Source organism: Campylobacter concisus (assembly GCF_050447505.1).
Lineage (GTDB): Bacteria > Campylobacterota > Campylobacteria > Campylobacterales > Campylobacteraceae > Campylobacter_A > Campylobacter_A concisus_BP.
This window is the reverse complement of the sequence record NZ_JALMFZ010000001.1, coordinates 1-13,379: the sequence shown is the minus strand read 5'-3', so window position 1 is coordinate 13,379 and position 13,379 is coordinate 1. Positions and strand designations below refer to the sequence as shown.

The 13,379-nt window shown below is 36.2% G+C and carries 11 protein-coding genes and 5 tRNA genes; 8 read left to right on the top strand and 8 right to left on the bottom strand.

All coding sequences use genetic code 11. The annotated features are described in order from the left end of the window. Positions 1-51 precede the first annotated feature (51 nt). The 6 genes from MTT09_RS00080 to MTT09_RS00055 form a co-directional block, all read right to left on the bottom strand. Positions 52-819: a carbon-nitrogen hydrolase family protein gene (locus MTT09_RS00080; RefSeq protein ID WP_103597056.1), complete on the bottom strand. Its 768-nt coding sequence runs from the start codon at positions 817-819 to the stop codon at positions 52-54. Next, complete coding sequence (locus tag MTT09_RS00075; protein ID WP_429801877.1) at positions 820-1,311, bottom strand: hypothetical protein; 492 nt, start codon at positions 1,309-1,311, stop codon at positions 820-822. After that, positions 1,301-2,323 carry a ribonucleotide-diphosphate reductase subunit beta gene (locus MTT09_RS00070; protein WP_009494790.1) on the bottom strand — a complete coding sequence of 341 codons (1,023 nt, stop codon included), beginning with the start codon at positions 2,321-2,323 and terminating at the stop codon, positions 1,301-1,303. The genes MTT09_RS00075 and MTT09_RS00070 overlap by 11 nt, the downstream gene beginning before the upstream one ends. A gap of 71 nt (positions 2,324-2,394) precedes the next feature. Further along, on the bottom strand, positions 2,395-3,519 hold the full coding sequence (locus MTT09_RS00065; RefSeq protein ID WP_429801876.1) for a PepSY-associated TM helix domain-containing protein: 1,125 nt from the start codon (positions 3,517-3,519) through the stop codon (positions 2,395-2,397). 81 nt (positions 3,520-3,600) lie between these two features. Continuing rightward, entirely contained in the window at positions 3,601-4,341 is a 741-nt protein-coding gene (locus tag MTT09_RS00060; RefSeq protein ID WP_429801875.1) for a spore coat protein, read from the bottom strand. Positions 4,342-4,442: 101 nt separating this feature from the next. Continuing rightward, a tRNA-Ala gene (locus MTT09_RS00055) sits at positions 4,443-4,518 on the bottom strand. 104 nt (positions 4,519-4,622) lie between these two features. On the opposite strand from MTT09_RS00055, the gene MTT09_RS00050 reads away from it, so the two are divergent. From MTT09_RS00050 to MTT09_RS00015, 8 genes are all read left to right on the top strand, one after another. Continuing rightward, positions 4,623-4,697 (top strand) — tRNA-Gly (locus tag MTT09_RS00050). A 9-nt stretch (positions 4,698-4,706) separates the two neighbouring features. Continuing rightward, positions 4,707-4,793: transfer RNA gene (locus MTT09_RS00045), tRNA-Leu, on the top strand. A 7-nt stretch (positions 4,794-4,800) separates the two neighbouring features. Beyond that, positions 4,801-4,874 (top strand) — tRNA-Cys (locus MTT09_RS00040). Between the two features lie 31 nt (positions 4,875-4,905). Next, positions 4,906-5,061: a hypothetical protein gene (locus MTT09_RS00035; protein ID WP_021086361.1), complete on the top strand. Its 156-nt coding sequence runs from the start codon at positions 4,906-4,908 to the stop codon at positions 5,059-5,061. A 58-nt stretch (positions 5,062-5,119) separates the two neighbouring features. Further along, positions 5,120-5,209, top strand: a tRNA-Ser gene (locus MTT09_RS00030). A gap of 157 nt (positions 5,210-5,366) precedes the next feature. Then, positions 5,367-6,629: a tyrosine-type recombinase/integrase gene (locus MTT09_RS00025; RefSeq protein ID WP_103593411.1), complete on the top strand. Its 1,263-nt coding sequence runs from the start codon at positions 5,367-5,369 to the stop codon at positions 6,627-6,629. 62 nt (positions 6,630-6,691) lie between these two features. After that, positions 6,692-8,335, top strand: a complete 1,644-nt coding sequence (locus tag MTT09_RS00020; RefSeq protein ID WP_103614479.1) for a tyrosine-type recombinase/integrase — start codon at positions 6,692-6,694, stop codon at positions 8,333-8,335. 404 nt (positions 8,336-8,739) lie between these two features. Beyond that, the gene (locus MTT09_RS00015; RefSeq protein WP_429801874.1) at positions 8,740-8,961 is read left to right on the top strand and encodes a hypothetical protein; all 222 of its coding nucleotides are present in this window, start codon (positions 8,740-8,742) and stop codon (positions 8,959-8,961) included. Between the two features lie 74 nt (positions 8,962-9,035). Here the strand turns inward: MTT09_RS00015 and MTT09_RS00010 are convergent, their stop codons facing one another. Next, positions 9,036-10,412 (bottom strand): thioredoxin reductase, encoded by a 1,377-nt coding sequence (locus MTT09_RS00010; RefSeq protein WP_429801873.1) that lies wholly within the window; start codon positions 10,410-10,412, stop codon positions 9,036-9,038. Positions 10,413-10,415: 3 nt separating this feature from the next. Further along, on the bottom strand, positions 10,416-13,379 hold a 2,964-nt coding region (locus tag MTT09_RS00005; RefSeq protein ID WP_429801872.1), incomplete at its 5' end, for a hypothetical protein.

Sequence of the window (13,379 nt, the reverse complement as noted above, 5' to 3'; positions counted from 1 at the left end):
CCTAAACAAATTTTAAATCGTTATTATACGATTTAAAGCTTATCTTAAAATTTATAAAAGCCCTAAATTTTTCTTTATCTGCGCTATCAAATTTGCGTCAAAAACCGCGCTTTGCTCTAGCGTGCCATCTGGCAAAAAGACCCCAGCGAGCTCAAGATCAAGCGAGCTTGAGATCATGACGTAGCAGTTGTTTGCGATCGCAAGCGCCTTGCAAAGGCTAAGGTAGGCTTCTTCTCTAGCCTTGCCCCACATGGCTGGCACCATGATGATGTCGCACCCTTTTAGCTTTGCCCAAAGCCTGCTATCACGCAGCTCAAAGCATATCAGTACGCCAAGCCTTAGCCCTCTAAATGTAAATGCATTTATATCGCTCACCTCGCCAGCGGCAAAGATCTCATGCTCTAAATTTGGCCTAAAAAGCTCAGCCTTAAACTGCGAATGAAAGACGTTGTTTGAGTTAAGAAGTAAAAATTCGTTATAAATTTTTGGTTGGTGCGGATTTAGATTTGAAATTTGAGCGAGCCCTGCGCTTTTGTTTAGGCTGCTAAGGTGCGTAAAACCAAGAAATTTATCTGGGCTAAGCGCCTCTTGCAAGCGCTCAAGCAGCATCGCATCAAAGCTGCCTATCATGCCACCAAGCATCGCTTTGTTTGCCCCAGCAAAAAAGCCATCAAAGTCGTAGCCACTGATGCAAAGCTCGCTTGCAAGTAGGAGAGAGTTTTCAGGTGCAGCCTCAACTAAATTTGCAAGCTCTTCTAGCCGATCTGTTGCATTTTTTGCCTTTAAAGTTAGGCTTATTAGGTTTAAATTTTCGCTCATTTATTTTCCAAATACAAATATAGTTTGCTTTGGCGCATGGCAATTTTCTGGAATTCTAAAATCCATATCCGTCCCACCAATTTCAGGTGTTGGCTTTAGCAAAACAGTTATAGCTGTGATCTTATCATCACGCCCTGAAAGCGGGTCGTTAAAGACCCAAACTTCATAAGAAAACGAGGTTTTATCGTCAAAATATACCATCCTAGTCTCTTTTAGGTCGCTATATTTGAAGTTACACACTTTATTTATCTCTTTAAAAACATCAACAACAAGTGCAGAGCCAATAGGCGCTAGACTTGGCCAAACATCGCCAGCTGGCATGCTTTGGTAGGTGACGGCATCTTTAGTTTCGTTAGTTTTTGAAAGTATGTAAGGGTTAAAACTATTTAGCAAATCCTTATTTGCTATGCTAATGGCTCTTTCATTACTACTGCTTGCACACCCCACAAAAAGCACGCAGGCAAGGGCTAAGATGCCATTTTTAAAAGTCATCAAAGCTGATACTTCCCTTGCTGTAGTTTGTAACTTTTGCTTCAAAGAAATTTGACTTTTGGTCGTTAAATTTAGCAAAGTCATCTACCCATTTGATCGGGTGAGCGACGTTGTATTTGCGTTTTAGACCGATTGCAACTAGGCGCTGGTCGATGAGATAGTGGATGTACTGCTCGATGATATCATCTGTAAAGCCCATTATTTGATTTTGGGTGATGTATTTGCCCCATTTTATCTCTAAATTTCCAGCTTTTTCAAACATATCATAAATTTTTGCCTCAGTCTCAGGCGTGAAAAGGTCAGGTCTCTCTTTGCGGACTGAATTTATCATGTTTTGAAACAAAAGCAGGTGCGTGATCTCGTCGCGTTGGATGAAGCGTATCATCTGCGCTGAGCCTAGCATCTTGCCAGCGCGAGCTAGAGCGTAGATCGCTGTAAAGCCGCTGTAAAAGTAGATACCCTCTAAAATTTGGTTCGCAACCATCGCTAGAAGTAGCTTCTCATCAGTCACTTCGCCTGCAAGCTCCTCATAAACGCTTGAGATGTAGTCGTTTTTCTCGCGCAAGACGTCGTCATGCTTCTCCATCTCGTAGATGAGGTCGGTGTTGTCGCAGATCGCTTCGACCATGACAGCGTAAGACTTGCTGTGGTTCGCCTCTTCGTAGGCTTGGCGGCTTAGCACGGCGTTGATCTCTGGTGCGGTGATGTAAGGGTTGATGTTGTCAGCTAGGTTGTTTGTCTGAAAGCTATCCATCGAGATGAGCTGGCTCCAGACGAGGTCGTACATGCGTTTTTCAGCCTCTGTGAGGTTGTAGGCGTAGTCGCGCACGTCGTCGGTGGTATCGACCTCTTTTGGAAACCATGTGTTTGCCTCCATGAGGTCCCAAAGCTTTAACGCCCACTCGTATTTTGCCTTGGTGAAATTTAAAATGCCGTGTGGGTTGCCGTTAAAGACTCTTCTGTCGGTCAAATTTTCATTTGAACTTGGGTTGTAGATGCGTTTTCTGTTCATAAATTTCTCTCTTGTTTATGGTAAAAATTTCTTAAAATCTTACCCAAAGCAAGGTAAAAATTTACTTTTATTTAGAGTGCTTTGCTCCTTTTTATGGTCATCAAAAAGCCAGTTATTATAAGTAAAACTGCGATCACGCAAGAGATGGCAAATACGATCTGACCGACCTCGCCAAAGATCTCTCCAGTGTGCAGGCTAAGCACTTTTCGGCCCGCTTTTTTAGCTTCTGGGATGCTATCACTCTTGCTAACAAGCTTATTTTCTTTGACCTTGCCAGCGCTTGCGTCAAGCTTTAGCTTGCCTACCTGACTCTCGGCAGTTTCGTAGTTTATAGTGTAGGTGCTTTGGTTGTTTTCAGGCACGTTTATCGTGAGTGATTTTAGCTCTAGCGTGACATTGTCTTTAAAAATTTGCTCCGCAGCCTCGATCTCTTTAAATTTTTCATCGCTTATTGGGGTCAAATTTCTTTGAGGCATAGCCCTTTGTGCTTGGCTTGGCTTTAGCTCGAAAAATATGCTATTTACGCCGCTTCTGACCCAGCCATAAGACCAGTAAAGGCCAGTTAGCGACATCACGACAAGCAGGATCGCCACGTATGTGCCAAGGCTCGTGTGGAGGTTGTAAAAGCAGGCGTAGTCCTTTGTGTTTGTTTTGATCTTTAGCGAATTTAGTAAATTTCGCTTGATCGCTGGTGCGTAGAGGATGAGGCCGCTGATCGCAAGTAGAGCCATGATAATGGAGCTAATGGCGACTATTTGCTTGCCGATGTTGGCTGGGACTTTGCTATCAAGCAGGGCAAGGCCTAAATTTCTATGTAGGCTTAGTATTATCATGCGAGTTTTCTCGCCCAAGTCTTCGCTGATCACCTCGCCGCTACGTGGATCGATGAAGAAATTTAAGAGCTTTTTATCTTTAGTGACGCTGATGCTGTAAGCTTTGTTTTCGCCGCCGATTTGCACGTTTTCAAGCGTGTCAAATTTGATCTCACTTTTTGCTTTGGCGAGGATCTCGCTTAAGCTTAAATTTGGCTTTTCGCTGGGCGCTAAATTTATATATTTTTCATTTATCGCAGATTTTATCTCCTCTCTATAAGAGGCAAATGGTGCTGCAAGTGTCATGATAAGTAGCGGTATAGTCGCGATCAGACCGATTATTAGGTGGATGTTGAAAATGATTTTATTACGCTTGAAAAGCATATATCTCCTTTTGGATTTTAATAACGAATATTAATTTATTTTTTGTTAAGTAGAGATAAAATCTAGAAGATTATTTTTTAGTTATCTAGATGTGATTTTGGATTTTGCGGCTGGCAAAAGTAGCTCAAATGTAGAAATAGCTGCATTTAGATCTTTTTTGTCTAAAAATTTAAACGGCCTTAGCAGGTAGTAAAGTGGCTTAAATTTCACTATTAATCGCAAAGAGTGCTCGTAAATTTCGCTGCCATTAGCCTTAATGTACTCATCAATCGCCTCTTTTACAAGCTCGTTTGAAATTTTTTGTCGGTAGAGCTCGTGGATAAAAACTAGCAGATCACGGCACTTTCTAAGCTCTAGATCATCGCTAAAAAATTTTGACTCAAAATCAATAAAATTTATCTCGTCATTTTTTATGGCGATATCCCTAAGTGCTGGGCGTCCGTGTGCAAAATTTAGCGCGTGAAGTCCAGCTAATGCGCGGGCTGCTTTTAGTAAAATTTCATGCTTAAAATTTTCATCGGTGCTATATTTAAACAGCCTAGCAACTGGCTCGCCAACATCTTCTATAACGAAAAAATCATCACTTTTTAGCACGAGTTTTGGCGCAGGAGCATTTGCTTCGTTTAAAATTTCAAGTTTTTTTATCTCGGCAGCAAATGACTTATAAGGGTTTGGTTTAAAAATTTTAGTTAAAAAGCCACCTTCAATGCTCTTTTCAATGCGTTTTAACCAAAATTTTTGCCCATCAAATTCAAAGCTAAATACACGCTCATCATGGTGATTTTTTAAAATTTCATTTACATATTGTTTTAAATTTTGCATTTTGTAAATGTAGCGAAAGAATTCTGAATTTTTACATATATTTGACGTAAAATTTCATGAAAATGTGAAAATATTTGTTAGTAAAAAAAGAGAGTGAAACATGGTGGAGTTAAGCGGGATCGAACCGCCGACCTCTTGAATGCCATTCAAGCGCTCTCCCAGCTGAGCTATAACCCCAAAAGGATTTTGTATTCTATCTTTTTATGGCTTACATTTTTTTGAAAGTCGTTTTTATAAAATAAATTTTTAAGCAACTTTTGGGTAACATTGCAACCTTTAACGCGGGAATAGCTCAGGGGTAGAGCACAACCTTGCCAAGGTTGGGGTCGCGAGTTCGAATCTCGTTTCCCGCTCCATTAAATTTTGCCCGAGTGGCGGAATGGTAGACGCAAGGGACTTAAAATCCCTCGGTAGTTTTTACCGTACCGGTTCAAGTCCGGTCTCGGGCACCACCAAAACGGCGACATGGCCAAGTGGTAAGGCATGAGCCTGCAAAGCTTTGATCCCCGGTTCGAATCCGGGTGTCGCCTCCAACTTCAAAAATAACCACATAAAGGGATAACGATGAAAAAATTGCTTTTAATAGTATGTATGGCATTTTTTGCGGTAGGTTGTTCAAACACTTGGCACGGCGTAAAAGAAGATAGCCACAACGCCAAAGAATGGACTAAAGAAAAGATCAATGACGGCGCTAGTTACGTCAAAGAAAAAACAGAATAATTCAAAGTGGTTATAGCAAATTTTAAGCAAAGTTGGCTATAATCACAAATCTTTAATTCGGGAGATGGCTGAGCGGTCGAAAGCGGCGGTCTTGAAAACCGTTGAGGTGTGAAAGCCTCCTGGGGTTCGAATCCCTATCTCCCGGCCACAACCACTCTTAAAATATATCTTCAGATATCTGTATTTCAGCATTTTTAAGCAGTCTATATCACTATATTTTCGTCTCAAATTTCGGACGATTTTATTTTGTTACACTGAATTTGGATTTCTGTTACATCGTTTGCTTATTAGATTAGGAGTTTGCAATGACTTCTAAATTAATAACTCGAATCAAAAATAGACCAAGCTACTACTATTTCGATAAGGCCTTGAAAAATGATAAAATTATCACCGTCAAATATTGTCTATTTACGGACAATGAGTTTGAGGCCAAAGCCATCGCTTTAAAAATAAAAAACGAAGCCGATAATAGACGTAATTCTGTTCAAACCAAAAAATTTATTGATTTACCGTTAAGATACAAGATACGCAACATTCAAAAAAATATTAAAAACAAATCGCATCGACTATCGACGACCGAATATAAAGAAATATTTGAAAAAGTTATATCGGGTATTTATGGGATTACCAAAGCCGACAACGATATGTTTGTCAATAGAAAAGAATGTCAAGAAAACGATAGGCCAAATAAAACACGAAAATCGATAAAATTTACGGATATAGCATCCAGATACGCTCAAAACGAAAGTAAGAAGTCAAATAGTAAAAATACCGGATACTATCAAAGGGTAGCCAAAGCACTTGACATTTATTTTAAGCACAAGCAGATAACCCAAATTTCTTACCAGGACTGCGAGGATTTTCAATTACATCTCTTAAATAATAAAAGGCTTAACAAAAAGACCATCAATAACTACACGTGCTACGCAAGTAGAATGTTTGACTATGCTATCAAAATAGGCCTTATATCTCAAAACCCGTTTAAGCTTTTAAGCTCGTTTAAAATTTCCAAAGATCAAAAATCGCCGAAGGATAATTTTAGCATGGACGAACTGGTTAAGATTTTTAAGACCGATAAAAAGGAGCTTAAAGATTATATGGCGTTTGCCTTGCACACTGGACTTAGGCTTAGCGAAATTTGGAGCTTAGATGAAAGTAGCGTAAGCGAGCGAGACGGTATTAAATTTATCAAAGTTCAAACTGCCAAGCAAAAAGGCGGAGATGTTAAATTTAGAGAGCTGCCGATACATAAAAATATATATCGTCTAAGCGATATGAAGTGGTTAACGAAAATAAAAAAAGGCAAAAGCGATTGTAATTATCTTGGAAAAAGGCTTAACAAACATATTCATGCCGTTTTACCGGACTCCAACGTAAGCTTTCATAGGCTAAGGGCAAATTTTGCGTCCGCTATTAAAAATTACTCCTTAGAAAATGGTTTTACGGATGTTACCTCGGTACTACTCGGGCACGCTACCGATCTAGCAACAGACGTATACGCCAAGGATATCTCGCTAAAAGCAAAGCTAAAAGCTATGAATGGTCTAAATATATTTTCCAATCTCTAGCGATGAAATTCTATTGAATATCTTTGGCTAGTTATGTATAATTTGGCAAAAAGAGGTGAAATATGAATAAAGAGATTTTAAATTTACTTGACGAAGAAAACGTAGACTTCGGTAGGCTTTTTGAGTTTTACTCTGGCATAAAAAAGGATTTTATAAACAAAACAGACAATATCAAGATGGGCTTTATCGGAAACACCCTAGATAAGGAGCAGCTTGAGAGAGATATGGACCATTGCGTAAAGAATTATGCCAGAAATAAAAAAGACAAATATAAATGGCGAAAAAGAGCGGATATTTTAAAAAAATTAAACGACTCAACGCCTACCAAATATTACATGCAAGTCATTTTCAAAGATACTGCAATGATAATTCAAAAAAGCATCATAAATTCGGTTAACGAACTTGATATGCAAAATGAGCCAAAAACAGGCGTAATAGATCTTGAAACTTACAATATACCAGAAGAAGTAATAAAGTACGGCATTTTCACGGATGAAAAAGTAAAAGGCGGCAGATTTATCAATAAACAATTTGTACCCGACAATATTGCAGGGTACTTAGAGAGTGAAACGCTTAAAAAATTACCGAAAAAGCAAAAAGAGCTTTTACCGAAAAATCAAGAACTAAAAATAAATATAAATTTGCTGGATATGCGTGATAAATTTATAAAAAGAGAAGGCAAGAAGCAAAAGTATGAGGAGGAAACCAAAAAAAGATATATAAACGATATAAATCAATTCATCAAATATATGGAAGATAACAACATATATGAGATCGAAAAACTAGATGTAGAGGAGTTTCAAGAATACATAAGTGCAAAAAAGGGTAAACAAGGCAACCCAATAAGTGAAAAAACCGTAAATAATATAATAGGTAGAGTAAGAACATTTTTTGATTATGTGGTATCAAAAAGGTATATGAGCTTTAATCCGTTTGAAAAACTTAGTAACTACGGGGTAAATAAAAACGTAACGGATAAAAGAAATTTTACCCTTGAAGAGCTCAAAAAGATATTTAGCGGCAAATATGATAATGCGCGCAAAGAAATTTTAGACTGTTTAAGATTTCTACTAACAACTGGCATAAGAACGGAGGAATTTTATAACTTAAATAAAGATAGTTTTTATACGGATTGCAATCATCCGTTTTTGAAGGTAAAAACCGCGAAGCAAGGTGCCGATAAGATATTTTATAGAAACATACCATTGCATAAATTATTAAAAGATCTCTACAAATACGACTGGATTGCAAAAATTAAAAAAATATATTCAAATAAAGGAACTTTGTCAAAAGCTCTCAATGCCGAAATAGATAAGGTAATAAAAGATAATACGGTAAGCGTCCATAGACTTAGGGGAAATTTTGCTAACGCGATCGATGAGTGGCTGGTTCTTGCTGGCTTTAAGGACTATGTAGGTACGGATAAGAAATTGCTCGGGCATTCGGAAAATTTAAAAAAAGATGATATCGAAGATCAAGTAAAATATAAAATAACCAAAACTATACTGGGTTATGCACCAGATATGACACAGGGTACATATGCGAAGTCCGAATACATGGACGCGAAAATTTTAGCGATACAAGGACTTGACGCCTTTGAATATATTTTTGAATATTTGAATATCCCAAAAAATCAAATCGGACACGTAAAGCCTAGAAAATCTAGAAAAACAAAAAATAAACCCATCGCCATGACTGCAAAATGAAATAAGACACCGTAATCTGCCGAATTTTGATAAAACTTAGTATGTAGACATGGGTATAAAATCGGTTTTTCGGTTTGACTGGTAGTCGCAAGCCCAAATTTAAAGCTATACTCAAATAGCCCCGCTATTATGACAAAGAGTTCGCTTCCGGCTACCACTAGCTCGGCTCCGTATTTTATATCTCTTAGCACGGGTTTTATGGAGGCTAGTTTTATTTTTGAGCTTGCGGTTTTTTGTCTTTGCTCGGCCCTTCGGCAGCTTTTGCTATGCTTGCGTATTTTTTTATCGTTTCTATTACGTTTTTGATCTCGGCAGGCAAATTTTCGTCAAACTTTTCAGAAGTCAGAATGTATAAATTTTCCTTGCTTCTAGTTAATAAAACATAAATTTTTCTATAAAATAGCTTGCGGTCGTTTTTTAGCGTCGTTTGCAGAAACAGCAAAAAGTTGTGTATAACGATATTTTGGCACTATTTTATAGATACGCTTGTCCAACAAGAAGTAGAGCCAAATATCATAGCTCAAATAGTAGGACATGAGAAGCAGTATAAAATTTTACTCGGAACATATGCTACAAATATAAATGCCAGTGTTTTAAAAGCAAAAGTTGAAATGGTGTGCTATTAGATATTAGATGTATGGTTTATAATGGATACATGCTTTTTTCTATAAACCATAATCTATTACTTGATATTAAAGTGTTAATCCTTTATATTATGCTCTTTTGCATAGCTTAATATCTTAGCTCTAAGATCTTCAGGGAAGCTATCTCTATACATCACTGGTGTTAGAGGGTTTAGCTTTTTATCTAATTTACCAGCCTCATATAGTCTTGTTAGCTCTTCTGGTGTGTTGTAGTATGGTGCATTTGGATATCCCTCTGGTGGGGTTAGGGACATTATTTTAGCTTCTAAAATATTAATATCTCTGTTTAAAATCACTTGCCTATATTCTTGATCATCTGGTTCAGCTACATCAAAAGGAAGCATTTCATCTTTTAGGACGTCTTTCATTTTTGTCATAAATTCTTCCCTTGTAGTCTCATTTGCATCTAGGTCTCTAGGGTCTAATAATTTACCTTCGTCTTCAACGAGTTTTCTAAAATACCGCATAACCCTACCATCAGTATCAAGTGCAAGTCCTCTATTAAAATCCATCACGAAGTAGCTTCCTACTATCTCATCTAGATAAGGCATCATTCCATATTCATCTAATGGGGGATTTTTAGCTAGTTTTCTAAATTCTTCTGCCATTTGTAAATTTTTATTTAGACCTACTAAATAGGTAGAGTATTCAAATAAATCAGCTAATGCTTCTAGGGCTCCATCTTGACCAAGCTGGGCTGATAGAAACATTGATTGATATGCTCTTGCTTTAAATCCTGCGTAACCTAATCCAACACCTCCTACAAATCCTCCCATATCTCCTAATACTCCTGCACATATATTCCACTCTGCTGCAAATAGTTCTGATTTTAATGTACCTTTGTGAGAATTTACTTCATCATAAATTTCAGCATACTCTGGCTTTGTTAGTTTGCCATTGCTATCTACTCTACCTATGGCATCATCTGGGATATCTATCATAGTGCATTTTAGATTGCTTCTTTTTACTAGATAGATATATCTATCTCTCTTATCTTTTAAACTTTCATAGTAGGCTTTTTCTGATTTAGTCCAAGGTGATGGTTTAGTTGAGCTTGGTTTATAACTAATATCTAGCCATGGTTTAAATGATAGATAATCTGTTTGACCTAGAGAATTTGGTTTAGGGTTATAGTATAGTGGTTTATAGTTTTTATATAAAGATGAGTCTAGGATGGAGCGGGCTTCAAGTAAATATTTAGACTGAATTTCTAAGTATTCCTTATTTGTCCTAGGTTTTTTATAATTGTCATTGTTTGGTATCATTAAATTTGTCTTTTTATCAAATGGTATTTCCATTCCATTTGGAGCTATAACCGTATATGTATTAGTGTTATCCATTAAATTTCCTTTATCTTGTAATTTTCCTTTGCTTATTACCACTACTGCTGTGGCTACTAAAAGAGCTATGATGATAAATATGATCTTTTTCATATCTTATCCTATATATAGACCATCTTCCATTACTATGGTAGTGGCTAAACGACCTACTAGGCGAGGTGGGATAGATGATGTGGTTTGAGTACTCTTGTCTTTTCTATCTGACGATCCGAACTCCTTACACCCCACATATATACCCTTTATGTTATTGTTGCCAATAGTATCAAGAGCTTCTACTAGATCTCTTGAGAGGTTACGGTGAGTATTGTCATAGTTGGTGTTAAAAATTCCTAGTCTAAGCATATATATAATATTTGCAGCCTCTTGATAGGCATCTATCGGATATTTTGGTTTGCCTGCTGCTTTATTTGGCAATGCACCATCCTTGTAATTATTGTATATCTCTTTCTCCTCTTTCACATCCAAATTTAACTCCCTTATCTCCACATCAGATTCAGTGTATCTACTTCTAGCATATTTAAAGTAGTTTGCATCTATCTCATTACCAGCTCCTCTTAGCTCATCCAAGCATAGATAAGCACTAAGGTTATTTAGTGCTAGTTTAGAAGCTAGGTTAAAAGATAGTTTGTTTTTCTTGTGGTCTATGTCGTAGTATATAAATGAGTTATAGTCTAGTCCTCCACTACTTATATTAGCTCCTAGAAATAGTCTATTTAAATTTAGGCTTATATAGTTTTGATAGATCATTACTGGATAGTAGCAATAGGTATTTGTACTATCTTTATTGTAGGCTTCATATAGTGACATAGGTTTATATGAGATATTATTTAGTGCATATGCTTCATTAAATTTATATGTATATCTTGTATGCATTATCTCTTTGTAGTTTTCTTCTAGTTTTTCGTATGATGTTTTCCAAAGTTCTAATGCACCACTAATCATAGAAGCACCTATGCTCTTACCCAATGATCCTGCATAATCTTTTATTAGTCTCTTTATCTCTTGAAAATCTGTATAGCTAAACCTATGAGTATATCTCATAAAGGTATATGTTGTGATCTCTGTATAAGTTATGCTTAGTTTATAATACTCCATCGCCATATGAAGCCTAAAAGCATTTGAAGCTTGAATGATTAGATTAAGCTTTGAATGTTGTAAAACTACGCTTGTAGTTTTTAGACTCGTTATTAGCAAGATATATCTATCTATCTCTTTAGTCTTTCTTGCACCAAGTAGGTTTTTTACTAAATTTAATACCCCAAGCTCATCAAGAAATGTTTCTCTTAGTGCCTTTGCGTCTTTATTAAATATATAAGAACCAAGTGATTCATATATCTTAGATATGCCATCTTCTCCAACAAATTTTGCTAGTGGAAATACCTCTTCTATAGTAGTTTTTACTAATAACGAGGTTACCTCTTTATTTATATCTCTATCATTGCTATATGCTATATCTTTTAAATTTATAGCCTCTTTTAGAGTGTTTTTATTCTTAGCGGCTATAGCCTCTTTTATAGTAGTTTCATCTTTTTTATAGTTCTCATCTATCTTGTCAGCTTGCTCTATAAGAAGTTTCATTAGATCTTTTTGCAAAGGGTCTTTGATATCTGCATTCTTACCAACTTCATTTTCTGCTAAAAGCTCTTCAACACTAACTACATCTTTGTTATTTACTCCATCCATATATTTAGAAATTTCTTCTATACATAGATACTCGCCACTTTTTAAGCCACTATTTTTTACTGAGTCTTTATAGAAAAATAGCTTTACATCTCTATCAAAAATTCTTATTATAGAGTTTGAGTGTAGGGCTTTTATCTCATCATCTTCTATTACTATATATTCATCACCATCTTGAATGCTTTTCTTTATCATTTTTTTTGAATAGCTTTTAGTTATTATAAAGTAAGCTACGCCAAGAGATAGTGTCTCTATGAAAGAGTAGCGCTTTGGAAGGGTTTGTATTATACGTTGCATTTGTGGGTAGTACTCATCTGCGGTTGATGAGCCATTTTTTATATCATCTATAAGTTGGCTTGAGATATTGCTATTGTTATATGCTTCAGCCTCTCTTCTGTTTAAGGTGTTTTCATTTACCTTATCAAACACTGCTTTAAAAGAGAGAGTTACCTTTTTCATATACTCTTCTTCACTTTTTTTGATCTTCTCCATATCATTTGGTTGCTTAGCATAAGCATTTACGTGAGAGAAATTTGTCTTAAATAACTCTTCGTATTTGGTGTAATTATCAAGATAGTTAGTGTCATCTTGATAGGCGATCTCTTTAAATTCTTCCCTCTTTTGCTCTATGTTGTCTATATATTTTTTATCTATCCTTGCAAATGGAGATAAATTTAAAACAAGAGTTGATCTATTGTTTTCCTTATTGATATTTATACTGTACTGACTGTAATCCTTAATAGGACTTAGGGTCTTTATATCGGTGAATTTTTGTTTTACAAAGTTGGATTTGTTGGGTCTATTTAGCTCGTCTTCTATCACTTGATCTAGGCATTTACTTATTACTTCTTCTCTAAGACCTGCACTTGATCTAAAAGGCGAGTTTGAGAGGACTACATAGTTTTTATTTAAATTTGAAAAATCTTTGCTGTTCATCTCATCGTTTGCAGATGAGCCATTTTTATCGGACTTGTTTGCTATTAGATTGGCTAGTTTTATAGAGTTGAAATTTGAAGCACAGATAAAATTTAAATTTGCATTTAGTCCTTTTATTTGATCCTTTAGTCTTTTAAAGAGCGTATCATCACTAGAGCCAAAGCCTAAGTTTTTATTTACTATATCATAAGAGCAAACATCCTTAGTGTGATCAAATACCGACAGATCATCTAAATGACCAAACACACTATATCCCTCATCTGCGTTGCAATTAACCTCATTTAGGTTATTGTCGTCTCTAAAGTAGATATAGTCTAAATTTAGGTGAGTAAAGTCTATAAAAAAGCCAGAGTTAGAAGATTTATCTTGTTTAAATACTAATACATTGCAACTTGAGTTTATATTTAGGGTATTTATAATAGAAGCAAATCTAGATGTGAAAAA

What these genes read in the sequence shown, in the direction of transcription:
- MTT09_RS00080 (WP_103597056.1), bottom strand. Translation starts at nt 819, where the DNA reads ATGAGCGAAAATTTAAACCTAATAAGCCTAACTTTAAAGGCAAAAAAT.
- MTT09_RS00075 (WP_429801877.1), bottom strand. Translation starts at nt 1,311, where the DNA reads ATGACTTTTAAAAATGGCATCTTAGCCCTTGCCTGCGTGCTTTTTGTG.
- MTT09_RS00070 (WP_009494790.1), bottom strand. Translation starts at nt 2,323, where the DNA reads ATGAACAGAAAACGCATCTACAACCCAAGTTCAAATGAAAATTTGACC.
- MTT09_RS00065 (WP_429801876.1), bottom strand. Translation starts at nt 3,519, where the DNA reads ATGCTTTTCAAGCGTAATAAAATCATTTTCAACATCCACCTAATAATC.
- MTT09_RS00060 (WP_429801875.1), bottom strand. Translation starts at nt 4,341, where the DNA reads ATGCAAAATTTAAAACAATATGTAAATGAAATTTTAAAAAATCACCAT.
- MTT09_RS00035 (WP_021086361.1), top strand. Translation starts at nt 4,906, where the DNA reads ATGAAAAAATTGCTTTTAATAGTATGTATGGCATTTTTTGCGGTAGGT.
- MTT09_RS00025 (WP_103593411.1), top strand. Translation starts at nt 5,367, where the DNA reads ATGACTTCTAAATTAATAACTCGAATCAAAAATAGACCAAGCTACTAC.
- MTT09_RS00020 (WP_103614479.1), top strand. Translation starts at nt 6,692, where the DNA reads ATGAATAAAGAGATTTTAAATTTACTTGACGAAGAAAACGTAGACTTC.
- MTT09_RS00010 (WP_429801873.1), bottom strand. Translation starts at nt 10,412, where the DNA reads ATGAAAAAGATCATATTTATCATCATAGCTCTTTTAGTAGCCACAGCA.